At 30.7% G+C, this 26,677-nt stretch carries 22 protein-coding genes and 1 riboswitch; of the genes, 10 read left to right on the plus strand and 12 right to left on the minus strand.

Annotated elements, in window-relative coordinates:
* Nucleotides 1–11: 11 nt before the first annotated feature.
* The gene (locus tag CR143_RS03955) at nt 12–1,043 is read left to right on the plus strand and encodes a methionine synthase (protein WP_099340538.1); all 1,032 of its coding nucleotides are present in this window, start codon (nt 12–14) and stop codon (nt 1,041–1,043) included.
* Here the strand turns inward: CR143_RS03955 and CR143_RS03960 are convergent, their stop codons facing one another.
* Nucleotides 1,044–1,817: a 3-hydroxybutyrate dehydrogenase gene (locus CR143_RS03960; protein WP_099340539.1), complete on the minus strand. Its 774-nt coding sequence runs from the start codon at nt 1,815–1,817 to the stop codon at nt 1,044–1,046. It abuts the gene before it with no gap.
* A 139-nt stretch (nt 1,818–1,956) separates the two neighbouring features.
* Between CR143_RS03960 and CR143_RS03965 the strand changes: the two genes are divergently transcribed.
* From CR143_RS03965 to CR143_RS03985, 5 genes are read left to right on the plus strand one after another with little or no spacing between them, the layout of a single operon-like run.
* Nucleotides 1,957–3,078 (plus strand): TRAP transporter substrate-binding protein, encoded by a 1,122-nt coding sequence (locus CR143_RS03965; RefSeq protein ID WP_157780309.1) that lies wholly within the window; start codon nt 1,957–1,959, stop codon nt 3,076–3,078.
* Between the two features lie 48 nt (nt 3,079–3,126).
* Nucleotides 3,127–4,035, plus strand: a complete 909-nt coding sequence (locus tag CR143_RS03970) for a TRAP transporter small permease subunit (protein WP_099340540.1) — start codon at nt 3,127–3,129, stop codon at nt 4,033–4,035.
* Nucleotides 4,036–6,681, plus strand: a complete 2,646-nt coding sequence (locus CR143_RS03975; protein ID WP_099340541.1) for a TRAP transporter large permease subunit — start codon at nt 4,036–4,038, stop codon at nt 6,679–6,681.
* A gap of 9 nt (nt 6,682–6,690) precedes the next feature.
* Nucleotides 6,691–8,625 carry an acetoacetate--CoA ligase gene (locus tag CR143_RS03980; protein WP_239923093.1) on the plus strand — a complete coding sequence of 645 codons (1,935 nt, stop codon included), beginning with the start codon at nt 6,691–6,693 and terminating at the stop codon, nt 8,623–8,625.
* 34 nt (nt 8,626–8,659) lie between these two features.
* Nucleotides 8,660–9,895 carry an MFS transporter gene (locus CR143_RS03985; protein ID WP_099340543.1) on the plus strand — a complete coding sequence of 412 codons (1,236 nt, stop codon included), beginning with the start codon at nt 8,660–8,662 and terminating at the stop codon, nt 9,893–9,895.
* 72 nt (nt 9,896–9,967) lie between these two features.
* On the opposite strand, the gene CR143_RS03990 is transcribed toward CR143_RS03985, so the two are convergent.
* The 5 genes from CR143_RS03990 to CR143_RS04010 all read right to left on the minus strand — a co-directional run bounded on the left by CR143_RS03990 (nt 9,968) and on the right by CR143_RS04010 (nt 16,911).
* The gene (locus CR143_RS03990; RefSeq protein WP_099340544.1) at nt 9,968–10,225 is read right to left on the minus strand and encodes a hypothetical protein; all 258 of its coding nucleotides are present in this window, start codon (nt 10,223–10,225) and stop codon (nt 9,968–9,970) included.
* Nucleotides 10,226–10,431: 206 nt separating this feature from the next.
* The gene (gene ppdK / locus CR143_RS03995) at nt 10,432–13,098 is read right to left on the minus strand and encodes a pyruvate, phosphate dikinase (RefSeq protein ID WP_099340545.1); all 2,667 of its coding nucleotides are present in this window, start codon (nt 13,096–13,098) and stop codon (nt 10,432–10,434) included.
* 2 nt (nt 13,099–13,100) lie between these two features.
* Nucleotides 13,101–15,167: a glycine--tRNA ligase subunit beta gene (glyS, locus tag CR143_RS04000; RefSeq protein ID WP_099340546.1), complete on the minus strand. Its 2,067-nt coding sequence runs from the start codon at nt 15,165–15,167 to the stop codon at nt 13,101–13,103.
* On the minus strand, nt 15,167–16,096 hold the full coding sequence (locus CR143_RS04005; RefSeq protein WP_099340547.1) for a glycine--tRNA ligase subunit alpha: 930 nt from the start codon (nt 16,094–16,096) through the stop codon (nt 15,167–15,169). The genes glyS and CR143_RS04005 overlap by 1 nt, the downstream gene beginning before the upstream one ends.
* A gap of 2 nt (nt 16,097–16,098) precedes the next feature.
* Nucleotides 16,099–16,911, minus strand: coding sequence for a S49 family peptidase (locus tag CR143_RS04010; protein WP_099340548.1), 813 nt, complete (start codon nt 16,909–16,911; stop codon nt 16,099–16,101).
* A gap of 86 nt (nt 16,912–16,997) precedes the next feature.
* Between CR143_RS04010 and CR143_RS04015 the strand changes: the two genes are divergently transcribed.
* Nucleotides 16,998–18,011, plus strand: coding sequence for a polyprenyl synthetase family protein (locus CR143_RS04015; RefSeq protein ID WP_099340549.1), 1,014 nt, complete (start codon nt 16,998–17,000; stop codon nt 18,009–18,011).
* On the opposite strand, the gene CR143_RS04020 is transcribed toward CR143_RS04015, so the two are convergent.
* Genes CR143_RS04020 through gcvT form a run of 5 tightly spaced genes read right to left on the minus strand, consistent with a single transcriptional unit; the run spans nt 17,995 to nt 23,016 of the window.
* On the minus strand, nt 17,995–18,486 hold the full coding sequence (locus CR143_RS04020; RefSeq protein WP_099340550.1) for a TspO/MBR family protein: 492 nt from the start codon (nt 18,484–18,486) through the stop codon (nt 17,995–17,997). The genes CR143_RS04015 and CR143_RS04020 overlap by 17 nt on opposite strands.
* Nucleotides 18,487–18,488: 2 nt before the next feature.
* Nucleotides 18,489–18,647 (minus strand): hypothetical protein, encoded by a 159-nt coding sequence (locus CR143_RS06375; RefSeq protein WP_017971456.1) that lies wholly within the window; start codon nt 18,645–18,647, stop codon nt 18,489–18,491.
* On the minus strand, nt 18,648–21,509 hold the full coding sequence (gcvP, locus tag CR143_RS04025) for an aminomethyl-transferring glycine dehydrogenase (protein WP_099340551.1): 2,862 nt from the start codon (nt 21,507–21,509) through the stop codon (nt 18,648–18,650).
* Entirely contained in the window at nt 21,509–21,889 is a 381-nt protein-coding gene (gcvH, locus tag CR143_RS04030) for a glycine cleavage system protein GcvH (protein WP_099340552.1), read from the minus strand. Before gcvH ends, gcvP begins: the two co-directional genes overlap by 1 nt.
* Before the next feature lie 2 nt (nt 21,890–21,891).
* On the minus strand, nt 21,892–23,016 hold the full coding sequence (gene gcvT, locus CR143_RS04035) for a glycine cleavage system aminomethyltransferase GcvT (RefSeq protein ID WP_099340553.1): 1,125 nt from the start codon (nt 23,014–23,016) through the stop codon (nt 21,892–21,894).
* A 95-nt stretch (nt 23,017–23,111) separates the two neighbouring features.
* A riboswitch (glycine riboswitch) is annotated at nt 23,112–23,196 on the minus strand.
* A gap of 133 nt (nt 23,197–23,329) precedes the next feature.
* Here gcvT and CR143_RS04040 point away from each other — a divergent pair.
* A complete protein-coding gene (locus CR143_RS04040) occupies nt 23,330–24,100 on the plus strand; it encodes an NAD(P)-binding domain-containing protein (protein ID WP_099340554.1) in 771 nt (256 codons plus the stop codon).
* On the opposite strand, the gene pdxH is transcribed toward CR143_RS04040, so the two are convergent.
* Nucleotides 24,097–24,729, minus strand: coding sequence for a pyridoxamine 5'-phosphate oxidase (gene pdxH / locus CR143_RS04045; RefSeq protein WP_099340555.1), 633 nt, complete (start codon nt 24,727–24,729; stop codon nt 24,097–24,099). The genes CR143_RS04040 and pdxH overlap by 4 nt on opposite strands.
* A 33-nt stretch (nt 24,730–24,762) precedes the next feature.
* On the opposite strand from pdxH, the gene aroC reads away from it, so the two are divergent.
* Nucleotides 24,763–25,848: a chorismate synthase gene (gene aroC / locus CR143_RS04050; RefSeq protein WP_099340556.1), complete on the plus strand. Its 1,086-nt coding sequence runs from the start codon at nt 24,763–24,765 to the stop codon at nt 25,846–25,848.
* Between the two features lie 3 nt (nt 25,849–25,851).
* Nucleotides 25,852–26,592, plus strand: coding sequence for a rhomboid family intramembrane serine protease (locus CR143_RS04055; RefSeq protein ID WP_099340557.1), 741 nt, complete (start codon nt 25,852–25,854; stop codon nt 26,590–26,592).
* Nucleotides 26,593–26,677: the final 85 nt, after the last annotated feature.

Below are 26,677 nucleotides of genomic sequence, written 5' to 3' on the forward strand. Positions count from 1 at the left end.
TTAAGTTATTAATGAATCATAAAATATTGACTACAATTTCAGGTAGTCTTCCAAAACCAAGTTGGCTCGCAGAACCTGAGAGCCTATGGTCTCCTTGGTTACTCGAAGGAGAGGAGCTTGTTAAAGGAAAAAAAGAAGCCATAAAAATAGCAGTTAATAATCAATTAAATTCTGGATTATCTATAATTGGTGATGGTGAACAAACTAGACAGCATTTTGTTACAACTTTTATTGAACACTTGAGTGGTGTGGATTTTAAAAATAAAAAAACTGTACGAATTAGAGATCGATATGATGCAAAAGTTCCGGTAGTTATAGATAATATTTTTAGAGAAAAATCAGTTTTCGTTGAAGATGCAAAATATCTAAGATCTCTCACAAATTTACCTATTAAATATACGCTACCAGGTCCAATGACTATGGTGGATACACTTTATGATGATTACTACAAAAGCAGAGAAAAACTTGCTGAAAAATTTGCAGAAGTTTTAAATAAAGAAGCAAAAGAACTTGTAGATGCCGGGGTTGATTATATTCAATTTGATGAACCTGCCTTCAATGTATTTTTTGATGAGGTAAAAGATTGGGGCATTAATATATTGGAAAAAGCAGCAAGTAATCTTAAAGCAAAAACAATTGTCCATATTTGCTATGGTTATGGAATAGAGGCCAATATCAATTGGAAAAATAGTCTTGGAGAAGAATGGAGACAATATGAAAATGTATTTCCTCTTCTTAAAAAAAGTAAAATTGATCAGGTGAGTTTAGAATGTCAAAACTCAAGAGTTCCAATGAATTTAATAGATCTCTTAAGAGGAAAAAAAATTTTAGTAGGAGCAATTGACGTTGCATCAAAAAAAGTTGAAACACCTGAACAAGTGGCTGATATTTTAAGAGAAGCTACAAAATATGCAGAGCCAAAAAATATTTTAGGATGCACAAATTGTGGCTTGGTTACTTTTTCCCAAGAAATTGCAAATGCTAAAATGCAAGCATTGGCCCTTGGTGCAAAAATATTAAATCAAGAACTTGGCTTTGAATAGCTATTGAGCAGTCCAACCACCATCAATTGGAATATTAGCGCCTGTAATTTCTGAAGCGCTATTAGAGCATAAAAAATAAATTAAATCTGCAATATGTGATTTTTGCACAAACCTTAGAGAGGGTTGTTTGTCTTTTAAAAGTTTAATTTGCGCTTTAGCATTAGAAAGTTTAAATTTTTTTGCAAGAACATCAATTTGATCTTGAATTAATTCAGTTAATACAAAACCTGGACAAATAGAATTGCAAGTAATTTTTTCTTTAGCCGTCTCTAAGGCTGTTACTTTTGTAAGTCCTACTATTCCATGTTTGGAAGCTGTATAGGCAGATTTATTAATTGATGCTATTAAACCATGAGTTGATGCAATATTAATTATTCTTCCCCAATTATTTTTACGCATTACTGGTAAAGTATATTTTGTCATATAAAAAGCTGCATTTAGATTAATATCTAATAATTTTTTCCAAATACTTTCATTATATTTTTCTAATGATTCAACAACTTGCATGCCTGCACAATTTACAAGTACATCAATTTTTTTAAATTTCTTTGTAGCTAAAATTATTAATTTTTTAACATTATTAATTTTTGTAAGATCTAAATTTAAAATTAGCGTCCGCTCTGTATCAAATTTATTTTTTAATTTTTTTATATCTAATGATTTTGCTTTTCCAACAATTACACAATTAAAATTTTCTTCATAAAATTTTTCAATAATTGAAAGTCCAATGCCGCTCGTTGAGCCTGTAACAATAATGGTTTTTTGAAAATTCATTTTAAATAAGTACAATCTATAATTGTGCTAATAACTATTATAACTTCTAAGTTATATCTTACATAAGCGGAAACATTGTAAGTTATTTTTTTTCGTGATTAAATAATGCTGTATAAATTATAAAATAATGAGGGGATAAATGTCTAATAATAAAAAAATAAAAACATCATCAAGAAGAAAGTTTATCAAGGGAGCTGTTGCTACAACGGGGTTGGCAATGGCGGCCTCTTCTTTAGCGGCGCCAGCAATTGCTCAATCAAGAATTGAGGCTGTTATGGTGACAACTTGGCCAAAAGGTCTACCTGGTCTTGGAACAGGAGCTGAGAGATTTGCAAAAAGATTGGAATCTTTAACTGATGGACGAATTAAAATAAATTTTTTTAATGCCGGTGAAAGAGTTGGAGCCTTTGATGTATTTGATGTAGTTGGAAAAGGTGATGCGCAATTGTATCACGGTGCAGAATATTACTGGGTTGGAAAAGAAAAAGCATATGGATATTTTTGTTCAGTTCCTATGGGCTTAACATACGAAGAATATAATGCATGGATAAGATTTGGAGGCGGTCAGCAACTTTGGGACGAACTTTCTGCTAAATTTGGAATAAAGCCTTTTATGTGTGGCAATACTGGAGTTCAAATGGGAGGCTGGTTTAGAAAAGAAATAAAGTCTCCAGATGATCTTAAAGGTTTAAAAATGAGAATTCCTGGAGCTGGAGGACAAGTGATGACAAAACTTGGAGTTTCAGTAATTAACGTTCCTGGAGGACAAATTTACGAACAACTTATGTCTGGTGCAATTGATGCTACTGAATGGGTTGGTCCATGGAATGATGAGTTCTTAAAGTTTTATGAGGCTGCAAAGTTTTATTATTATCCAGGTATGCATGAGCCAGGTTCGATGTTGAGTCTTGGTGTTAACAAATCTTGGTTTGAAAAACTTTCAAAAACTGACCAATTAATTCTTGAAACCTGCGCAACAGCTGAAAATGAAATAATGTTTGCTGAGTTTCAAAGAAATAATGGTGTGGCTCTGGATAGATTGATTAAAAATCATGGTGTTAAATTAATGCAATTTAATAATCGTGTTTATGATGCTTTTGGAAAAGCCGCAGAGGAGGTTCATAAAGAAAATGAAGCAAGTAGTGATATTGCAAAAAGAACCATTCAAAGTTTTTTTAAAGCGCGACGAGAAGTTGGCGGATGGAATAAAATATCTACACAAGCCTACTTGCAACAAAGAAATAGAGTTTTAGGTATATAATTTTATTACATACGGGGCATAAAAATGCCCCGTATGTAAATAAAATTTATGACAAAATTTATATCTCAACCTAATTTTATTCGTTTACTCTCCTACATAGTTGTTCTAGTTACTTTTGGATTTCTCATAAATAATATTTTTATAAATTTTTTTAATATTAATAGTAAAATTTTTAATCTAATTATCTACGGTTTTTCTTTTATTCTTCCATTTATTGTAATTTTTTATTTTAATAAAAGAACATTATTACAAGACTCAAATTTGTTGACTTCAATATCTTTATATATTGCAAAAGCTGCTTTTTGGATCGTCTTTACTATAGGTATTACGGACTTTATTATTTCTTTTTTAGTAAGTGAAAAATTTGTTGAATTTTTATTTGGAAAAGAAATTCAGTTATTTTTGTCATCTCCAAGATCTAGAATTTTGTTTATACATTTGCCTTTGGTTGTTGTTGGTTTTTATTGCGCTTATTATTTTAAAACACTGGGCTTTATATGGCTTTCAACTTTGGTTGTTATTGCTGAAATCTTAATCGTTATCTCCAGATTTGTTTACTCATATGAACAAACTTTTATGGGTGATTTAGTCAGATATTGGTATGGTGCACTTTTTCTTTTTTCTAGCGCACACACTCTCGTTAATGAAGGTCATGTTCGTGTAGACATTTTATATAATAAATTCAAACCAAAAAATAAAGCAATTGCAAATATTATTGGATCCTTATTTTTTGGAATTCCGCTTTGTGGACTAATTTTATTTTACGGAATGCAAGGTAAGCAAAGCACAATCAATGCTCCACTTACAAATTTTGAGGTAACACAACAAGGAATTGCCGGACTATACGTTAAATACATGATGGCTGGCTTTTTAGCGATATTTGCAATCACAATGATTATACAATTTTCTGCCTATATTCTTTCAAATGCAAATAATATCTATAAATCAAAAAAATAAATGGAAGTCTTAGTTATATTTATTTTTATTTTGATTATGATGGCTTCCCTTGGAATAGGATTTCCAGTGGGTTTTGCACTTCCTGGAGCTGCGATTATTTCATTATTTTTAGCCGGTGTTGCAGGAATTATTTTTGAAGGAAACGCAAATGCTTATTTTGCATACGGTGGTCCTATTGAGTGGATTAATGCAGGTATTACAAATTTTAGAGGAACTTACTGGGATAATGACAGAGATACGTTGATCGCAATCCCACTTTTTATTTTTATGGGATTAATATTGCAACGTTCTAGAATTGCAGAGGACCTACTAATGACAATGGGTAAACTTTTTGGAAGAGCCCCTGGTGGACTTGGAATCTCAGTTGTGCTCGTTGGTGGGTTACTCGCTGCTACCACAGGAATTGTTGGGGCAACAGTTATTGCCATGGGATTAATTTCCCTTCCTGCTATGCTCAAAAATAATTATGATAAAAACTTAGCGACAGGAATTATTTCAGCATCAGGAACTCTTGGTCAAATCATCCCCCCTTCAATTGTATTAATTATTGTTGCAGATCAAATTTCAAACGCCGCAGATGCTGCACAAAACATTAGATTAGAAAATTATAAATTCTTAACAGGCGAAAGTACAATGCCAGGAGCTTATAATGTTACATCAACAAGTGCTGGAGAGTTATTTTTAGGCGCAATTTTGCCAGGACTAATTCTAGTGCTTCTATATGTTGGATACGTTTTTATACGAGCAATTATAAATCCTAAATTAGCACCTCCTGTTCCCAGTAAAACTGGTTTTGATAAAAGATTTGCAATTGAGGTTACTTCGTCATTATTGCCTCCAATTTTATTGATTGTGCTTGTGCTTGGATCAATTCTTTATGGTGTTGCAACAGTTAATCAAGCTGGAGCCGTGGGTGCTGTCGGCGCAATAATAATGGCTGGATACAAATTATATAATGGCCAAAAACACAAATATACTCCAACCATAATTGCAACTAGCTCAAGCATAATAATTTTAATTATGCATTACACGATAGGTCTAAATATAAAAAATATTGAAAATGATAATGATTGGCTCTGGATTTTAATTGGAACTGTACTAGTATTTGCACTTTTGTTTTCTATTACTTGGAGCTTTTGGAGAGTTTTTAAAATTAAAAATGTTCTTAAAGAAGTTTCAACTGAAACTACCCTTACTAGCACTATGGTTTTTATTATTTTAATTGGTGCAGCACTACTTACAGCAGCATTTAGGGGTCTTGGTGGTGAAGATTTAATAAGAGATTACTTAAAAAATCTTCCTGGAGGATTTTGGACGCAGTTTTTTGTAGTAATGTTAATCATTTTTATTTTAGGTTTTTTTATAGATTATATAGAAATCATAGTTGTAGTTCTTCCTATTGTTGCACCAATACTTCTTGCCGATCCATCAGCAAATATAACTGCAATTTGGCTTGGTGTAATGGTTGGGATTAATATGCAAACATCTTTTTTAACACCACCATTTGGTTTTGCTTTATTTTATTTAAGAAGCGTTGCACCAAAATCAATTACAACAACAGGTATTTGGAAGGGAGCTTCACCATTTATACTTCTTCAGCTTTGTGGACTTTTGATTGTTGGTTTGTATCCGAGTTTATCAAACTACATACCATTTCGATCCTATTTAACATCAGATCTAGCTCCGCCATCAACTAATCCAAAATTGGAAAGGTGTTTGATAGATTACACTTATACTTTATATAAAAATGATGAAGGCAAAATAAGGAAAGCCATAGCTGATGCCAAAACATATAAGATAGATATACTCTCATCAGATCAAAGATCATTAATGAATGATCATTTTAATAAATCTTTGCTTGCAATTGATCAAATAAAAATAGCTGAAAATAAAAAAAATATACTTGATGATTATAGTAAATCTTATTTGGAACTTCATAACGAGGTTAAAAAAATTAGAATTCAAGCTAATGATATTAATAAAAAGATTATTGATCTTCAAAAAGATTTGGAAAGATTAAAAGATGAAAATAAGAAAAATATTTTAAGAAAACAAATTGATAAATTTAATTTAGAAAGGGATAAAATCATAACTACAATACCTAAAGATTTTGAAGAAAAAAATAAAAAATATAAAGAATTATCTAAAGATTATAAAAATTCTTTAGATATTTATTATAAGACGGTAGACCAAGGATATGATAACTTTTTTAAAATTTTTAAGGAAATTAAAGATGTTGAGAAAATTAAACTTGCTCAAGAAGAGCTTAAAATTGGAATAGAATTAATACAAAAAGATAATAAAGAAAAATCTATAAGATCCTTTTTAGAAATACTTGAAATAATGGACAAAACTTCAGGTGGAGATGAAATTAAAGATATTATTTACGAAACAACTGAGAATATGAAAGAAAATTGGAACAAAAAAGAAATTTTAAGAAAAGCGCAAGATATACAAAAACTATTACAAAAAGAATTAACTCTTAGAGATAGGTCTGCAAAAGAATTATTAGTAAAGTTTGAAACTTATAACAAAGAGATAATGGATACGATTGGTGTAAGAAAACAAGAAAGAATCCCAAGAAAACATGCGCTTTATGTTTCAAAATGTATAGCAAGTCATGAAGATATATCTTTAAATTTCTAATAAAATATTGTGAGCGAACTTCTTTGGTCTCCTAATAAATCTAAAATTGAAAACTCTAATCTTTTTAAATTTAAAAAGTTAATAGAAAAAAAATATAATATTTCATTTGGATTGAACTATAATTTATTGTGGGAGTGGTCAGTAAAATACGATGAGGATTTTTGGTCTGAATGTTGGGATTTTTTTAAATTACAAGGAACAAAAAAAAAACAAATTATAAATAGACATAAAATTTTTCATAAAACACAATTTTTCCCTAATTCAACTTTAAACTTTTCAAAAAACTTATTAACAAAAAAAAATAATGAAATTTCTGTTTTTTTTAGATCTGAAAACGGATTTGAAAAAAAAATAACTTGGGAGGAATTATATAAAAAAACTTGTAAATTTTCGGCTTTTTTAAAAAAAATTGGTATAAAAAAAAATGATAGAATTGCTGCTTATGTTCCAAACACTATAGAACCAATTATTGCATTTTTAGGCACGGCTAAAATTGGAGGAATTTGGTCATCGTGCTCACCAGATTTTGGAATTCAAGGTGTTGTTGAAAGATTTTTGCAAATAGAGCCAAAAGTTTTGATTAGTGCAAATTATTATTTCTATAACGGCAAAAAAATATCTCTTCTTGATAAAATTCCTGAAATTATTGATAAAATTCCATCTATTAAACATGTGGTTATATTCGATTACGATAATGATCATATTGAGCATAAATATTATTCATTAGATAATATTTTTAAAAATAATGAATTAGATGAAACATTTGAAGAGTTTCCATTTTCTCAACCAATTTATATTCTATATTCAAGCGGAACTACGGGCTACCCAAAATGTATAGTTCATGGTGCTGGAAACGCATTATTGGAGCAAATGAAAGAACTTATTCTTCATTGCGATATAAAAGAAAACGACAAACTTTTTTATTTTACTTCTACTGGTTGGATGATGTGGAATTGGCTTGTTGCGGGTCTTGCCTGCAAATCTAGTATTTATCTTTACGACGGTTTTCCATTTTATAATAATACTGATTGTCTAATTAAATACTGTGAACAACATCAGTTTTCTTTATTTGGAGTTTCAGCTAAATATATTGATTTTTTAAAAAAAGAAAAATTCGATGCAAAGAATTATAATTTAGAAAATTTAAAAATAATTACCTCAACAGGAAGTCCTCTTGTAAAAGAAAGTTTTGTATATGTTTACGAGAGAATTAAAAAAGATGTTCATTTAGGATCAATTTCTGGAGGAACTGATGTCGTGGGCGTAATCAATATTTGCAATCCTTTTAGTAATATTTATGCTGGAGAAATTCAATGCCCCAGTCTTGGCATCGATGTTGATGTATTTGATGAAAATGGTAAACCTACAAAAGTAGGTGAGAATGGTGAACTAGTAATTAAAAAACCATTCCCATCTATGCCTGTGATGTTCTGGAATGATAAATCTGAAGACAAAATTTTAAAAGCCTATTTTAAAAAATATAAAAATATTTGGCATCATGGAGATTACATTCAAAAAACTAAAAATGGTGGTTACATTATTTATGGAAGATCCGATTCTACTTTAAAACCAGGCGGAGTTCGAATTGGAACTTCAGAGATTTATAGACAAGTAGAATCATTTGATGAAATTTTAGAGTCGATTGTTGTTGGTCAAAATTATCAAGATGATATAAGAATAATTCTTTTTATAAAACTAGTATCTGGAAGTATATTTTCAAAAGAGCTAGAAGATAAAATAAAAAAAAAAATTAGAACAAACTGCAGTCCTAGACATATTCCATCTAAAATTATTGTTTGTCCTGATATTCCTAGAACAAAATCTAATAAGATTGTAGAAATTGCGGTAAGAAAAATAATTAATGGAGATAAAATTGACAATCTTGAAGCCCTAGCTAATCCTGAGTCTTTAGAATTTTTTAAAAAATTAAAAATTGATAATTAATGATAGTAATAGATATAATTTATAGGAATTTAGATTGAGTAAAACCTTACTTACAAAAAATAGGGCAATTTTTGTATTTTTAGTATTTGCTTTAGGTTACTTCATATCAACATTGATAAGGGCAAGTACTGCAACTTTGTCACCCGTTTTTTCACAAGAGCTTGGACTAAAAGCTGCAGATCTTGGACTTTTGGCTGGAGGGTATTTTTTAGGATTTGCTGCTATGCAACTTCCTAATGGATATTTTTTAGATAAATACGGCCCAAAAAAAATTATTCTATTTTTCTTGATAATTGCATTTCTTAGTACAATTGCTTTTTCAAATTCTGAAAATTTTTTTAGTCTTTTAGTCTCTAGAATTTTAATTGGAGTAGGTGTTTCTGTATGTTTAATGGCCCCTCTTACAGGATATAGAAAATGGCTTCCGTTTGATAAACAGCAAAGAGCAAATGCTTGGATGTTGATGGCAGGAGCATTAGGGATGTTAGCATCAACTGTTCCTATACAATTATTATTACCAGAAATAGGTTGGAGGAATATTTTTTTACTACTTTCTGGTTTAATTTTTATTACAATTATACTTATAGTTATAATAATTCCTTCTTGGGGCAAAACTGATACACAAATAAAGGATGAAGGATTTTCAAGTTACAAAGTTATTTGGAAGCATCCATATTTTTTAAGTTTAGTTCCGCTTGGTTTTTTTAATTATGGAGGGTTGCAAGCAATTCAAACTCTATGGGCTGGACCCTGGATGACAAATGTGAGTGGATTTACAGCAACTCAAGCTGCCTTAAATTTATTTTGGTTAAATCTATCTATGCTCGTAACATTTTTTATTTGGGGATTTATTAATCCTTACTTCTATAAAAAAGGTATTTCTACAGATAAAATTATTATTTATGGAGTCCCATTTAGTTTTTTAGCTCTTGGATTTATTATTTATTCAGGAGAAAATGTAAGTGGTTTTCACTTTACGCTTTTTTTAATTTCTAGCGTATTTGTTTCACTTGCTCAGCCTGCAGTCGGTATGATTTTTTCAAATACAATTGCTGGCAAAGCTCTATCAAGTTATAATTTAATTTTATTCCTTGGAACATTTTCTGTCCAGTGGGCTATTGGAATATTTATAGATTTATTTAAATCTTTTGGTTATGCTACCTTGATAGCCTATCAACTGGCTTTATCTATATTTACTATTTGTTGCATACTCTCATATTTATATTTTGTTATTCACCACAAAGATCATTTAAAAAAAAATTACTCTTAATTTTAAGTTTAGGATTATAAGGGAAGGGAGATTTAAAGTGCTAACCAAAAGCTAGCACTTTAAAAAAAATGCTTACTTCTTCTTAGCAGGAGCTAAAAGAGCAGAAGCCGCATTGATTGATTTAACACAATCAGCTTCTTTTTTAGCTGCTAGTGCATCACCAGCTGCTTTTCTTAGATCAGCAGCTTTTTTTGTATTTGCTGCATCTAATTTTGCAGTTTTTACTGCTGCATCGTAACCTTTAATTAAATCAGCGCAAGATTTAGCTTGAGCATTTGCAAAAGATACGAATAAGAACATACCTACGATAGTTGCTAGTATTGCTTTCATTTTTTTACTTTCTATTAAGTTAATGATGGCGGAATTTATTTAATAAGTAGTTTTTTGTAAATGTTATTTTGACACTAAAAAGACTAGTTTCTTAATAAAAATTGTTAAATAACTCAAATAAATCAATATTTTTAAATCTACGACCAATAAATTAGTTTATAACTATTTATTACTGCAAGTTAATTAGAATAAATTCGCTTAAATTTTTATTTTTTTGATCTTATGCTTGCTTGAGCGGCAGATAATCTAGCTATGGGCACTCTATAAGGCGAACAAGATACGTAATTTAATCCAGCTCTATGACAAAAATCTATAGAGTCTGGATCTCCACCATGCTCTCCGCAAATTCCAAATTTTATATTTTTTTTTGACTCAAGCCCCCTTGAACATGCCAGTTTTATAAGCTCGCCTACTCCATCTTGATCAATACTTACAAATGGATCAATTTTAAATATCTTATTTTCAACATAATCATCTAAAAATTTACCAGAGTCATCTCTTGATATACCGAGTGTTGTTTGCGTTAAATCATTTGTACCGAAACTAAAAAAGTCTGCATGTTTTGCAATATTCTTTGCACTTAAAGCAGCTCTTGGAAGTTCAATCATAGTACCTACTAAATAATCTACTTTAAAATTATTTTTCTTTTGAACTTCTTGTGCGATACGATCAACTAATGTTCTTAAAATTTCTATTTCTCTTTCTGTTGCAACAAGCGGAATCATAATTTCAGGAATGACTGCTTCAACTTTTTGTTTTTGTAACTCGAATAAAGCTTCAAATATTGCTCTACATTGCATTTCATAAATTTCAGGAAAAGAAATTGCTAGACGACAACCTCTGTGCCCGAGCATAGGATTTTCTTCATGTAAATAATTAATTCTATTTTTAATTTCGCTTGAATGAATTTTTAAAGATTTTGCTACAATATCAATTTCTTTTTCTGTTTTAGGTAAAAATTCATGTAATGGAGGATCTAATAATCTAACGGTAACAGGAAGGCCTTTCATAATTGTAAAAATTTCCTCAAAATCTTTTCTTTGGAATGGTAAAATTTTATCTAAAGCCTTTAAGCGATCTTCTTTAGTTTTTGAAAGAATCATTTGTCTCACATACAAAATTCTTTCTTCATCAAAAAACATATGTTCAGTTCTACAAAGTCCGATTCCCTCTGCGCCAAAACCTCGAGCGGTTCTAGAATCTAAAGGAGTTTCGGCATTTGCCCTAATTTTTAAAGTTCTAACTTCATCTGCCCACTTCATCATCTCAGAAAAATCACCTGAGATATCTGGATTAATTGTTTTAACTTCACCAAGCATAACTTCACCTGTTGATCCATCAATTGTTATGATATCGCCCTCTTTCACCTCTGTGTTGTCTACTTTGAAAAGTTTAGCTGCATAATCTATTTTTATATTTCCAGCCCCTGAAACACAGGCTCTACCCATTCCTCTTGCAACAACAGCAGCGTGACTTGTCATTCCGCCTCTGCACGTTAAAATTCCAACGGCCGCATGCATTCCATGTATATCTTCTGGTGATGTCTCAACTCGGACTAAAATAGTATTCTGATTATTAGCTTTCATTTGCTCAGCATCATCAGCATTAAATGTAACTTTACCAGTTGCAGCACCAGGTGAAGCTGGCAGCCCTTTTGCTATTACATTCTTTTTAGCTTTTGGATCTAAGGTAGGATGTAAAAGCGTGTCTAAAATTTTTGGGTCAATTCTTAATAAAGCCTCATCTTTAGTAATCAATTTTTCACTAACCATATCTACTGCTATCTTTATTGACGCTTTTGCAGTTCTTTTTCCAGATCTTGTTTGTAACATCCAAAGTTTTTTATTCTCAATGGTAAATTCAATATCTTGCATATCACGGTAGTGGCTTTCTAATTTTTTATAAATTTTTGTAAGCTCGTTAAATGCCTCTGGCATTATCTCTTCCAATGAGAGATCTTCTGATGACGACTCAAGTCTTGCTTTTTTTGTAATATTTCTTGGAGTTCGAATACCTGCAACAACATCTTCTCCTTGAGCATTAATTAAGTATTCACCATAAAAACTATTTTCTCCTGTTGATGGGTTTCTAGTAAACGCAACTCCTGTTGCACAATCATTACCCATATTGCCAAATACCATAGATTGAATATTAACTGCCGTTCCCCATTCTTCAGGAATATTGTTTAATCTTCTATATGTTTTTGCTCTTTGATTTTGCCAAGACTTAAATACTGCGCTAATTGCCCCCCACAATTGCTCATGAGAGTCTTGTGGAAAATCTTTTTTAGTATTTTTTTTTACAATATCTTTATAGTTTCCTACAATTGTTCTCCAATCTTCAGCTTTAAGATCCGTATCTGACAACACACCTTTAGTAAGTTTATAATTATCAAGCAAATCTTCAAAATTATGATGATCTACATCAAGGACAACATTACTATACATTTGAATAAAGCGTCTGTAACTATCATAAGCAAAAGTTGCGTTATTAGTTTTTTTAATTAATCCTAAAACTGTTTTATCATTCAATCCTAAATTTAAGACTGTATCCATCATTCCAGGCATAGAAACTCTTGCTCCTGATCTAACGGATACTAATAAAGGATTATTAAAATCGCCAAAATTTTTACCTAAAATTTTTTCTATGTTTGTAATAGCGTCTTCAACTTGAACTTTGAGATCATCTGGATATTTTTGATTATTTTTATAAAACTCATTACAAACTTCGGTTGTGATTGTAAATCCAGGAGGAACGGGAAGACCTAATTTTCCCATTTCAGCTAAATTTGCCCCTTTTCCACCCAAAAGAGGTTTTTGCGAAACGGTTCCTTCGCAGTTTGAACTATTAAACTGATAAACCCACTTTGGCATTATTAAACCTCAAATTTTGAAAAGTCTGCAAAACTATCAAAAGTTTTACACAATAGGAATAGTAACTCTAACCTGTTTTTTTTAATCTGTTCGTTTTCATCATTTACTTTTACATTATCAAAAAACTTATCAACAAAACTTTTTGTTCCAGCTAATAAACCCATAGTTTGCTCTACGGTTCTTAATCGTGCAGGAGTTGTATAATGTTCTCTTATTTCATTTATTTTTTCTAATAAAAAATTCTCCTCATTATGTTTGAATAAAACGGCGTCTGGGTCTCCAAATAGCTCTTGCCTAAAATCTTTTTTTGATTGCTCTAAAATATTTGTGCATCTTTTATAAACTGCAATAACATTAGCCCCATCATCAGTTTTAACTACTTTGTTTAAATTTTTGATTTTAGCAAACAATGAAAAATAGTCATCTGATCGACTATTAAATAAAACAGACTCAATAACATCAGGCCTAATTTTATTGTCTTTAAGTAAATTTTTGAAACGCTCGGTAATAAAAAATAAAATTTCTTCAGTAAACTTAGGGTTTTGTATGTTTACATTTTGAGCAAGATATGAATTTTTTGAATTATTAATTAATTCCTTTAACGAAATATAAACTCTGTTTTCAATTATTATTCTTAGGATACCAAGAGCTGATCTTCTTAATGCGTATGGATCTTTAGAGCTTGTAGGCTTTTCATTAATACCAAAGAAACCAACTAAATTATCAATCTTATCGGCCAACGCAATAGCAATAGAAATTTTTTCTTTTGGGATTTTATCTTCTGGTCCAATTGGTAAATAGTGATCAGAAATTGCGTTAGCAATTTCTAAACTAAAACCTTGTTCAACTGCAAAATATTTTCCAAGTACGCCCTGTAACTCTGGATATTCGCCTACTAAATCTGAAACTAAATCTGCCTTACAAATTGACGCTGCTATTTCAGCGTCATCTTTTTTACAATTAATAATATCTGCAATAAATGATGCTAAAACTCTTATTCTTTGTGTTTTATCATAAAGTGAACCAAGTCCTTTATAAAATATAATCCCTTTGAGTTTACTTACTTGCTTTACTAAATTTTGACTTTTATTTTTTTCCCAGAAAAATTTTGCATCGGTTAAGCGAGCTGCAAGAACTCTCTCGTTTCCTTTTATAATTTTTTTTTGTACATCCTCTTTATTTGCAACTACAATGAAATTATTTATAAGTTTATGATTATTAATAGAACGCATTGGAAAATATCTTTGGTGATGCTGCATTGTTAAAATAAGCAATTCCTCTGGCAATTTTAAAAAATCTTTTAAAAATGACCCCTTTAGCACTATCGGATCTTCAACTAAGTTAATAACTTGTTTAAGTAATTTATTGTTAATTTCTAATTCGCAATCATTTTTTTTTAAAAATGAAATAATATTTTTAGTAATTAATTTTTCTCTTTCTGCATTATCAAAAATAATTCTTTTATCAGCTAATATTTTTTTAAAATGAGAATAATCTTTAACAACAACCGCTTTATCCTCTAATGGTCCATCGACATATGTAATATTTCTTGCTGTTAAATGGAAAAAATTAAATGGAATGGTATTTTTATCAAATAAGCACAAAATTGACTTTAAAGGTCGACCCCAAGAAAGATCATAACTGCCCCAACGCATTTTTTTTCTCCATTGCAGACCATTTAAAAAATTAGGGATATTTTTTTTAATTTCTTCAATAACAGGTATTTCTTTTTTTTGTGTTTTTGCAAAAATAAACTTTCCTTTGTCTATTTCTTCTTCATAAATATCTTTTGGATCTAAATTATTTGATTTAACAAATCCCTGTATAGCTTGTTCTGGAGCTCCAACTTTTGGACCTCTTAAAATTTTTGCTTCAGTTTTAATATTTATTGGTAAATTACTATAGTAAAAGATTAATCTTTTGGGAGTTGAGTATATTTCACTTATAACTTTTTTAAAATTATGTTTCTCGAAAAATGATATGAAGTTTGCGGAAATATTATTCTTTGCATCTTCTTGTAATGTAGGTGGTATTTCCTCAGAATATAATTCTAATAATAAATCAGACATTAATCAGAGTTCTTTAACCAAACTTCTGCTGTATTCTTAACGAGAGTTCTAATTTTGTTAATAAATCCAGCCCTTTCTGTAACCGATATAACTCCTCTTGCGTCTAGAGTATTAAAGATGTGACTGGCTTTTAAACATTGATCATAAGCGGGAAGAGCTAAATTCTTAGATAATAAATGCTGACATTCGCCTTCTGTCATCGCAAATGCTTTTAAAAGATTATCAGCGTTTGCAAACTCAAAATTATATGCTGAAAATTCTTTTTCATTACGCTTATAAACATCTCCGTATTTAATTCCTTCATTATTCCATCTAATATCAAAAACACTATCTACTCCTTGAATGAACATTGTAATCCTTTCAAGACCATAAGTAATTTCTGCTGATACTGGTTTGCATTCAAATCCTGCCATCTGTTGAAAATAAGTAAATTGAGTAATCTCCATTCCATCACACCATACTTCCCATCCAAGTCCGGAGGCTCCTAAAGTTGGACTTTCCCAATCATCCTCTACAAAACGAATATCATGCTCTTTATAATTTATTCCAAGAATGCTTAAGCTTTTAAGATAAAGACTTTGCACATTTTCTGGCGATGGTTTGATTAAAACTTGAAATTGATAATAATGCTGAAGTCTATTTGGATTATCTCCATAACGACCATCGGTTGGTCTTCTAGATGGCTGAACATAAGCTGCTTTCCAAGGCTTTGGTCCTAGAGATCTTAATGTTGTTGCAGGATGAAAAGTGCCAGCTCCAACTTCTATATCGTAAGGTTGCATCACGACACAACCATAATCAGACCAGAATTTTTGCAATTTAAATATAACTTCTTGAAAAGATAAATCTTGTGGTTTTGATTTACTTTTAATTAGAATTTTTTTTTTGGTTATGCCTTTTTTTAAATTTATTTTTTTTTTAGATACCATTTTTATAAGCCATATTTGTTCCAGATTGATCTTACTTCTAGTTCATTTATAACTTCTGAATATGAGCCTGATAATTGTGAGGAAAGTTTTCGTTTTAACCAACTTTGGGTTGCTTCAAATTTTTTGACTTTAAGATCTTTGCCAAATTTATCTTTTAAAATTACCTGTAGAGTTCCAACTCCGTCAATTAAACCAAGTTGTAAAGATTTTTTTCCAGACCAAAATTCCCCAGAAAACAACATTGAATAATTTTCAGATTTAATTTTATCTTTTCTACTATTTTTAACCAAATTAATAAATTCTTCGTGCAAGTCTTTTTGTAATGATTTTAATTTTTCTATATCCTCTTTTTTTTCTTCTAAAAATGGATCTAAAATACTTTTACTTTCACCTGCTGTATGTACTCTTCTTTGTACACCAATTTTTTTTATTAACTCTTGAAATCCAAATCCTGAATAAATAACTCCGATTGATCCTACAATTGAATTAGTGTTTGCATAAATTTCATCTCCAGCACACATCAGCATATATCCACCTGATGCCGCGACATCCTCAGCATATGTAATTACTTTAACTTTTTTATCATCTGCCTCAGAACGAATAAGATCATATAAAAGATTAGACTGAACTGGTGATCCTCCAGGAGAATTAATGGAGATCACTACTGCTTTAATATTCTTTAAAGCAAAGGCTTTTTTAATAGTATCGCTTTGACTAGCGTAACTCATTCCTTGGCTAAATCTGCCTACATTTCCTATAACACCATTTAATCTTATTAAAGAAACCGTTGGTTTTGATTTAAAAAATGAAAACATAATTAGTATCTTTTAAACTTTTATTATTAGTATTCCAGAGTAAAAATTTAATAATACTTTAGGTTTATTAATGCTACAAAAGCTACGTGAAAAATAATATCGTACAACTAGAAAAGTTTCAAAAAAAAACTCCTTACGATTCTCTTAAAGAAATATTTAATGAGGACTTAAACAAAGTAGAAGAATTTACTAAATTAAAATTATCAAGCGAAGTAGATCTGATTGGAAAAATGGCTAGTTACCAATTAGGTTCAGGAGGAAAAAGATTAAGATCTATATTAACTTTAGCAAGCTCCAATATTAACGAATATAATGGTGAGCACAATATTCATTTAGCTGCCTGTGTTGAGCTTATTCATAGTGCTACTTTACTTCATGACGATGTTATCGATAATAGTTTAGTGAGACGTGGCAAAAAAACTTCAAACGTAATTTGGGGGAACCAAACATCTATATTGGTTGGCGATTATTTCTTAAGTCGATGTTTTGAAATTATGGTTGATGTTGGTTCTCTAGAAATTTTGAAATTATTATCCAACATATCCGCAGAGATTGCTCAGGGTGAGGTATTGCAACTTCAGCATAAAAAAGAAGTAGATATAACTGAGCAAGTTTATTTAAATATTATTACACAAAAAACAGCTTCGTTGTTTGGTGCTGCTATGAAAGTGGGTGGTTGTCTTGCAAATAAATCAGAAAATGAAAAAAAAGCTTTGCAATCTTATGGTGTAAATCTAGGTATCGTTTTTCAAATTAGTGACGACATCTTAGATTACAATTCTACTAAAACATTTGGCAAAGATATCGGTAATGATTTTTATGAGGGAAAAATTACTTTACCAATAATTATTTTATTTCAAAAATCAAATGAAAATGAAAGAGAAGAAATTAAAAAATATTTTATTAATGATACAAGAACTGAAAAACAATTAGGCAATATTTTATCATTAATAAAAAAACATGATGTAATTAATGTATGCAAAAAAAGAGCCGAATATTTCTCAAATGTTTCTTCGGACTCTCTAAATATATTTAAAAATTCTGATATTAAAAAAAATCTTCAAGATTTATCTTTTTATTTAATTAATAGGACGAATTAAGAATGTAAATTGTACTATTTAAGTACAATGCATAAGTTGACCATGCAAAATATGGTAGCATTAATACAACGGATGGTTTGCTATACTTTGAATATAAAACCATTAAATATAAAATAAAAAAAATAATTATCGAAATTACAAAACTTGCAAGAAAAATTTGTTTATAATAAAAAAATACATAACTCCAACTTGCATTAATTAACAAGTGAATAAAATATACTGCTAAAATTTTATTTGAATTTTTGCTTTTTTTATAAGCAAGCCAAGCTGCAACTGACATCATTGCATAAAGCAATGTCCAGACCGGTCCAAAAATCCAATTAGGAGGATTATATGCTGGTTTTACTAAATTAAAATACCAAGGATCTAATGCTGCCTTTGTTACAAACCCTGATGGAAAAGTTATTAAAAAAGTGGCTAAAATAATTACAAATAAACTTAAATACTCTGGTGATTTTGATTTATAACTTTTCATTATTAACTTGTTGCTTTAACATAAATTAACGCAAGGGCCGCTAATATATGTCCATAATAAGTTAAATTAACAAAAACTCTTAAAATAAATTTATGATCATCTTTAATCTTAAGAAAATCACAAAGAACATTGCCAGGATTGTAAAGTAATTCTAACTTCAATTAGGCAGCTTCCTCTCTATAACTATCTAAACTTGGACAACTGCAAACAAGATTTCTATCTCCATAAACGTTATCTACTCTTGAAACTGGAGACCAATATTTATTTGTTTTTAAATACTGTAGCGGAAATGCCGCTTGTTCCCTTGTATACTTATGCTCCCAAATATCTGCTGAAAGCTCAAGAAATGGATGCGGAGCGTTTTTAAGTGGATTATCGTTTGTATCGAATACTTTATTTTTAACCATATTAATTTCTTTTTTAATATTAATTAATGCATCACAAAATCTATTTAATTCATTTAGACTTTCACTTTCGGTAGGTTCAATCATCAAAGTACCAGCAACTGGCCAAGACATCGTTGGAGCATGGAAACCATAGTCAATTAATCTTTTAGCAATATCCTCTTCGCTCACGCCTGTTTCTACCTTAATAGATCTTAAATCAATAATGCATTCATGAGCAACAAATCCATTTTTTCCTTTATATAAAGTACTGAATTGTTCTGACAATTTTTTTGACATGTAATTTGCATTTAAAATTGCAACTTGTGTTGCTTTTTTAAGACCTGCTGCTCCCATCATTTTTATATACATCCATGAGATTGGAAGAATGCTAGCGCTTCCCCACGGTGCAGCCGAAACTGCGCCCATGCCCGTGCTCGGTCCTGAATTTTGTTTTATAATCTGGTGATTTGGTAAAAATTTTTCTAAATGTTGAGAGACTCCTATAGGCCCCATTCCTGGACCACCACCACCATGAGGAATACAAAATGTTTTGTGCAAATTCATGTGACAAACATCAGGCCCAAATTTTCCAGGTTTTGCAATTCCAACAAGAGCATTTAGATTTGCTCCATCCATATAAACCTGGCCGCCATTATCATGGATAATTTTACAAATATCAGTAATTTTTTCTTCGAACACTCCGTGTGTTGATGGATATGTTACCATTAAAGCCGCTAAATCTTTTGAGTAATCATTTGCTTTTTTTTTCAGATCTTCAAAATCAACATTGCCATCTTTATCACAATTAATCACTATAACTTTCATTCCAGCCATTTGTGCGCTTGCTGGATTTGTACCATGTGCTGAACTTGGAATAAGGCAAACGTTTCTATTTTTATCGCCTCTAGATAAATGATATTTTCTAATAACCATTAGACCAGCATACTCCCCTTGTGCACCAGCATTAGGTTGAAGAGAAATTCCGCTAAAGCCAGTTATTTCAGAAAGCATTTTTGATAAGTCATTAAACATAAAATGATAACCTTCTGCTTGATCAACTGGAGCAAATGGATGCATTGCTCCAAATTCAGGCCAAGTTACTGGTATCATCTCTGCAACTGCATTTAACTTCATAGTACAAGAACCTAAAGCAATCATTGATCTATTTAATGCAATATCTTTATCCTCTAGACGTTTTAAGTAACGAAGCATTTCGGTTTCTGAATGATAAGAATTAAACACTTCATGAGTTAAATATTTTGATGTTCTTAAAAATTCTTTTGAAATCTGATCAATTTTAGTTTCGCTAGATATTTTTTCGTTAATACCAAATACTTCAAATAAATCTTTTAGATCGCTAATTTCCGAAGTTTCATCAAAAGAAATGCTAATTGAATCTTCTAATTTTCTAATATTAATTTTTTTAGCTAAAGCTTTTTTATAAAAGTCTTCTGTTTCATCTCCAGTAAATATAGTTACAGTATCAAAGTAATGTTGAGAGATTATCTTAAAATTATTTTTCTGCATTGCTTCTGCAAATAAATTTGAAATTCCAGCCGTACGTTCTGCTATTTTTTTTATACCTTCTGGTCCATGATAAATACCGAATGCTGCAGCCATAATAGAAAGTAGAGCTTGAGCGGTACAAATGTTGCTAGTTGCTTTTTCTCTTCTAATATGTTGCTCACGTGTTTGCAGAGCCATTCTTAAAGCTTGTTTATTTTTTCTATCAACGGACACGCCAATAATTCTTCCAGGCATCGCTCTTTTAAATTCATCTTTAGTTGCAAAAAATGCAGCGTGTGGACCTCCATAACCCATGGGGACACCAAACCTTTGTGAATTTCCAACTACAATATCAGCGCCCATTTCTCCTGGTGGCTTAATTAAAGTTAAGGCAAGCAAATCAGTTACAACAATCGCTTTGCCTTTTTTATTATGAATAATATCGATAATTTGCTTCAAGTCGTAAATAGCGCCAAGTGAGTCTGGATACTGAACAATTGCACATAGCAAATTATCTAATTTTGGAAGACCCTCATCATTATCTCCTACAATAATTTCAAGACCAAATGGTTCTACTCTAGTTTTTACAACATCGATTGTTTGAAGATTGCATCTATTAGAAATAAAAATTTTATTTAAATTTTCTGGATTAATTCTTTGACACAAAGCAACAGCTTCAGCGGCTGCAGTTGCTTCATCAAGTAGTGAAGCATTTGCAATATCCATTTTAGTAAGATCAATAATCATCTGTTGAAAATTTAATAACATCTCTAATCTTCCTTGAGCAACTTCTGGCTGATAAGGGGTATAGGCTGTATACCAACCTGGATTTTCTAAAATATTTCTTAAAATAACATTTGGGGTAATAGTTCCATAGTACCCAGCTCCTAAATAATTTTTATAAATTTTATTCTTTTGAACAATTTGTTTTAACAATTTAAGAGCTTTATCTTCTGAAATAGCATCGTCTAATTTCAACTCTTCTTTTTCTAAAATTTTATCTGGAACTATTTTTTGAATAAGCTCTTCTAGTGATTGAACATGTAAATATGAAAGCATAGTTTTGATATGCTCGTCTGATGGACCTATATGACGTCTAATAAACTCTTTAGAATTAGTTAAATCTTTCATTAATTTGGATTATCCGTTGCATATTTTTCGTAATCAATCTTATTCATTAGATCTTTAAGCTCATTTTGATCTTTGATCGTAATTTTAAAAAACCAACCTGAATTCTCTGGATCTTTATTTACAAGTGATGGATCTGAAACAATTGCCTGGTTTGATTCTTTGATATCTCCTGTAAGTGGTGAATAAACATCACTTGCAGCTTTTACGGACTCTACAACTGCAGCTGCTTCATCTTTTTTAAAAGATTTTCCAGCCGCTGGAACTTCTGCAAATACAATGTCACCTAATTGAGCTGCTGCATGAGCTGTAATTCCAACAGTTGCAATATTACCATTTACTTCTAACCATTCATGTTTTTTTGAATATTTTTTTTCAATCATGTTTAATTTTTTACGTAATTTTTTTTATAAAAAGGAAGTTTGCTAACAACTCCTTGCACCATATTTTCTCTAACTTTCAGAATTACTTTTGTGCCCTCTTTCGACTGTTCATAATCAACATATCCCATGGCAACCGGTCCTTTCACACTTGGGCCAAAACCTCCACTAGTCACATGTCCTATTTCTTTTTGATCATTTGAGAAAATCCTTGTACCCTCTCTTGCAATAATTTTACCTTCGGGTTTTATTCCAACCCTAATTTTTTTAGGCTTATTTTTAATTTGATCTAAAATTATTTTATCTCCTAAAAATCCACCCTTTTCTTTTTTAGTTTTAGGAATTGCCCACGACAAAGCACCTTCAACCGGAGTGGTATTTGTATTAATATCATGACCATATAAACAAAGTCCGGCTTCTAATCTTAATGAGTCCCTTGCGCCAAGTCCTATAAGTTTAGCATCAGACACTCTCATAATATCTTGGATTAATTCTTGAACATCCTCGTTTTTTATAGAAACTTCAAAGCCATCCTCGCCTGTATATCCTGATCTTGTTATAAAAATTTTTTTCTTATTATATTCAAAATAATTGCCGTACATAAAATTAATTTTTGAAATATCTTTAAAAATTTTTTTCATAGCATCTACTGCTCTGGGTCCTTGAATTGCAATTAACGACAGGTCATCCCTTAGAACGGCAGTAAAACCCTCACCTATTGAATCTTTGATAATTTTAGCGTCATTATCTTTGCATGCTGCATTCAGTACAATCTTAATTCCTGTATCAACCTTGGTTACAATTAAATCATCTTCGATTCCACCTTTGTCGTTTAGTAGAAATGAATATTTAGATTGATTGTTTTCAATTGATGAAAAGTCTAATGGAATTATTTTTTCAAGATAAGGAAAAATGCTGCTACTACATTCTATCTTTAGTTGACCCATGTGCGAAACGTCAAAAATTCCTATAGAATTTCTTGTATGTATATGTTCTTGAATAATCCCATCTTGATATTGAATGGGCATTTCATAACCTGCAAAATTTACAAGTTTAGCGCCAGAATTTTTATGAAATTCGTATAGCGAAGTTTTGCTAGTTTTTTTTAATTCTGTATTAGCCGTACTCATAAATATTATATAACTCCTGTTTAAAGCGGCCCATCTGTATATTTACCTGAGAGTGTTGCTCCTTCGGTGAAGTTTAAACTTTCTTTCCAGAGTTATATAATTGTAAGGTCCTTTTACCTGAGAGTTTCCTGGGCTGTTGCTCCTTCGGTGCCTACGTTAGGTCTCTTCCTTACGAATCTAATAATCGTTTATACAATGTTAAAAGTCAATTTGAATCAGGTTAATCAGTTTAATACTGTGGAAAACAAAAGTTTTACTAATGTTTTAATTATACTTATTGTTAGTATATCTAAATAATTAGTTTTGTAAGAATATGAAATTAGGTTTTGTTGGTGTTGGAAAAATTGCAACTTGCGTCATTGAAGGAATTTTTAAAGCCAAAATAAATATTAAAGAAATTATTCTCTCACCAAAAAATAATACAAATAGCAAGTTATTAAAAAACAAATTTAAAAAAATTATAATTGCAAAGTCTAATCAAGAGGTACTAAATAAATCAAATTGGGTCGTATTATCTATAACTCCAAAAGTTGGAAGACAAATATTAAAAAAATTAAAATTTAATAAAAATCATATGGTCTTAAATTTTATATCTACTATTCATAATTCAGAGCTAAAAAGAATAATATTTCCTGCTAAAAAAGTATTTAAAGTAGCCCCTCTTCCTATGATTAAATATAATCTTGGACCAATAATTATCTATCCAAAAAATAAAAAAGTAGAAAAATTTTTTAATAGTCTCGGTGAGGTATTTTCAACAAATGATGAAAAGGAAAATAAAAAATTGTGGGTCATGACTTCATTTATGGCAACATATCTTGAAATTTTTAATACAGTTTCAAAATGGCTACAAAATAAAAATATTAATAAAATGAGATCTATAAAATATTTAAGTAATTTGTTTAAAGGTTTAAATCATGAACTATTAGTAAATTCCAAACTTAATAATGATAAACTAGTTAAAGACTTTCAAACTAAGGGTGGAATTAATGAGGAATTATTATTAAGGGTTAAAAGATTAGGTGTATTTAAAAATTTAAATAAAAGTTTTGAAAAAATATATGCACGAATAAAAAAAAATTAAGGATATAAAATCTCTTTTTTCCATTTCGATCCTATTTTTTTATATTTTAATCTTTGATGTATTCGATTATCTCCATCTAACCAAAATTCAATCTCATTTGCTTTAAGAGCCCATCCTGACCAATAAGGTGGTCTAGGAACTTTTTTTGAATTAGGATATTTTTTTTTAAAATATTCAATTCTTTTAATTAGATCTAATCGTGAAATCATTGGTGTTGACTGAATTGATGCCCAAGCTCCAATTCTACTTCCATAGGGTCTTGAATTAAAATATTGATTAGCAACTTTACTAGGTACCTTACTTATAGACCCATCAATTCTTATTTGCCTTCTTAAAGTTTTCCAATGGAAACACATGGAAGCTCGAGGGTTCGCTTTTAGCTCACTGCTTTTGCGACTATTTAGGTTTGTATAAAAGATGAACTCTTTATTTGTTATACCTTTTAAAAGAACCATTCGAACGGAAGGTTGTTTTTTTGAGTTAACCGTTGCTAACGCTAATGCATTTGGATCGTTTATTTCTGTTTTTTCAGCTTTTGACATCCAAACTTTGAAAAGCTCAAAGGGATTCTTTTTATCCATAAAACAGTCATGGAGACCTAGTTTATTTAATTTTTTTTTTCGATTCATAAATAAGCAAAAATACCTTATAAAATATATTTAATGTCATTTAACACTTTTGGAAAGCTATTTAGATTTACTACATGGGGAGAATCTCATGGTCCGGCAATCGGCTGTGTTGTGGATGGCTGCCCTCCTAATATAGCTGTTTCTGAAAAAGATATTCAAATTGAATTAAATAAAAGAAGACCAGGTCAGTCAAAGTTTGTAACTCAAAGAAAAGAAAAAGATCAGGTGCAAATATTATCTGGAGTATTTCAAGGAAAAACAACTGGAACTCCAATATCAATGATCATCTTTAATGAAGATACAAAGTCTAGGGATTATGAAAGTATTAAAAATAAATTTAGACCTGGACACGCTGATTTTACTTACTTTATGAAGTATGGAAACCGTGACTTTAGAGGGGGAGGCAGACAATCTGCTAGAGAAACTGCTTCAAGAGTTGCAGCAGGAGCAATTGCTAAAATTGTTTTACAAAAGTTACTTGGAAAAAAATTCTCCATTATTGGTGGAGTTATACAAATTGGTCCACTGATGATTGATCGAAATCTTTGGAATGATAAAGAAATTAGAAGAAATCCTTTCTTTTGTCCTGATAAAGAAACTGTTCCTGTCTGGGAGCAATATTTATTAGATATTAGAAAATCTGGAAGTTCATGTGGTGCAATTATTGAACTTAGAGCGAAGGGAGTTCCTGTTGGTTTGGGTGCTCCTATTTACTCAAAACTTGATCAAGATATTGCAGCAGGGCTTATGAGTATTAATGCGGTTAAAGGTGTAAACATTGGAGCTGGCATGAATGCTGCAAGTTTAACCGGCGAAACTAATTCTGATGAAATAAGATCTAGTGAAGGAAAAGCAAAATTTCTTTCTAATCATGCAGGTGGAATATTGGGTGGAATTTCTACGGGCCAAGAAATTGTTGCATCATTTGCAGTTAAGCCAACATCCTCAATTTTAAATACTCGTAATACTATTGATAAGAATGGAAAAAATACAAAAATTTCTGTTCGTGGAAGACATGATCCTTGTGTTGGAATTAGGGCTGTTCCAATTGGAGAAGCTATGCTTGCGTGTATTTTGCTTGATCATTTAATGATGCACCGAGCACAATGCGGTAACTAATCTGTGATCCCATTAAAAGACGAAAACGTTACACTTTCAACTCCAATATTAAGTTATTCAATTATTGCAAGTTGTATTGTAGTTTTTTTAATACAAATAAGTTCGCCTGGATATACAAGTGGAAATTTATTTTACTCTTATGGTGTTGTACCGGCATCTTTGCTTGGAATAGAATCATTACCGGGTGATTTAGAAAAAATTGATCCTTATCTCACATTAATTACCTCTATGTTTATGCATGGGGGATGGATGCATTTAATTGGAAATATGCTTTATATGTGGATATTTGCCGACAACATTGAAGATGATCTTGGAAAAGTAAAATTTATTTTATTCTACATAGCTTCAGGTATTGCAGCTGCACTTACACAAGTTTATCTCAACGTAAATTCAACTGTACCCATGGTGGGTGCTAGCGGAGCAATAAGTGGGGTCTTAGGAGCTTATATGATCCGTTATCCTCGTAATAAAATTTTAGTATTAATTCCTCTTGGCGTTTTCACCCAACTTTTAAGAATTCCTGCTCTTTTTGTTTTAGGATTTTGGTTTATTTTACAATTCATTAGTTCAGCTGGTAGCACTGGAGAAGGAGGTGGAGTTGCATATGGCGCCCATATAGGAGGATTTGTATTTGGTGCTGCAGTAATGTTTTTCTTTGGAAATTTTTTAATTCCCAAAAAAGCATTCTTTAAAGCTTTAACTGAAGAGGATGATAAGAAAAAAAATCCCTGGATTCAGGATTAAATTATCCACATAAATTAAAGATAAAATTACTTAGATGTTCTCGTTTTGATTCCCTTTTGATTCCATTTTGAATCAAATTTTCTAC

Origin of the sequence: Candidatus Fonsibacter ubiquis (assembly GCF_002688585.1) — a bacterium.
In the GTDB taxonomy this organism is placed as follows: Bacteria; Pseudomonadota; Alphaproteobacteria; order Pelagibacterales; family Pelagibacteraceae; genus Fontibacterium; species Fontibacterium commune.

Bases quoted from the DNA above. Each gene is read 5' to 3' on its own strand.
- CR143_RS03960 (WP_099340539.1), bottom strand. From the start codon at position 1,817: ATGAATTTTCAAAAAACCATTATTGTTACAGGCTCAACGAGCGGCATT.
- CR143_RS04040 (WP_099340554.1), top strand. From the start codon at position 23,330: ATGAAATTAGGTTTTGTTGGTGTTGGAAAAATTGCAACTTGCGTCATT.
- CR143_RS04020 (WP_099340550.1), bottom strand. From the start codon at position 18,486: ATGAAAAGTTATAAATCAAAATCACCAGAGTATTTAAGTTTATTTGTA.
- CR143_RS04010 (WP_099340548.1), bottom strand. From the start codon at position 16,911: ATGTTTTCATTTTTTAAATCAAAACCAACGGTTTCTTTAATAAGATTA.
- CR143_RS03990 (WP_099340544.1), bottom strand. From the start codon at position 10,225: ATGAAAGCAATACTAGCAACTATCGTAGGTATGTTCTTATTCGTATCT.
- gcvP (WP_099340551.1), bottom strand. From the start codon at position 21,509: ATGAAAGATTTAACTAATTCTAAAGAGTTTATTAGACGTCATATAGGT.
- CR143_RS03965 (WP_157780309.1), top strand. From the start codon at position 1,957: ATGTCTAATAATAAAAAAATAAAAACATCATCAAGAAGAAAGTTTATC.
- CR143_RS04005 (WP_099340547.1), bottom strand. From the start codon at position 16,096: ATGGTATCTAAAAAAAAAATAAATTTAAAAAAAGGCATAACCAAAAAA.
- pdxH (WP_099340555.1), bottom strand. From the start codon at position 24,729: ATGAATCGAAAAAAAAAATTAAATAAACTAGGTCTCCATGACTGTTTT.
- aroC (WP_099340556.1), top strand. From the start codon at position 24,763: ATGTCATTTAACACTTTTGGAAAGCTATTTAGATTTACTACATGGGGA.
- CR143_RS03955 (WP_099340538.1), top strand. From the start codon at position 12: ATGAATCATAAAATATTGACTACAATTTCAGGTAGTCTTCCAAAACCA.
- gcvT (WP_099340553.1), bottom strand. From the start codon at position 23,016: ATGAGTACGGCTAATACAGAATTAAAAAAAACTAGCAAAACTTCGCTA.
- CR143_RS03970 (WP_099340540.1), top strand. From the start codon at position 3,127: ATGACAAAATTTATATCTCAACCTAATTTTATTCGTTTACTCTCCTAC.
- glyS (WP_099340546.1), bottom strand. From the start codon at position 15,167: ATGTCTGATTTATTATTAGAATTATATTCTGAGGAAATACCACCTACA.
- ppdK (WP_099340545.1), bottom strand. From the start codon at position 13,098: ATGCCAAAGTGGGTTTATCAGTTTAATAGTTCAAACTGCGAAGGAACC.
- CR143_RS03975 (WP_099340541.1), top strand. From the start codon at position 4,036: ATGGAAGTCTTAGTTATATTTATTTTTATTTTGATTATGATGGCTTCC.
- gcvH (WP_099340552.1), bottom strand. From the start codon at position 21,889: ATGATTGAAAAAAAATATTCAAAAAAACATGAATGGTTAGAAGTAAAT.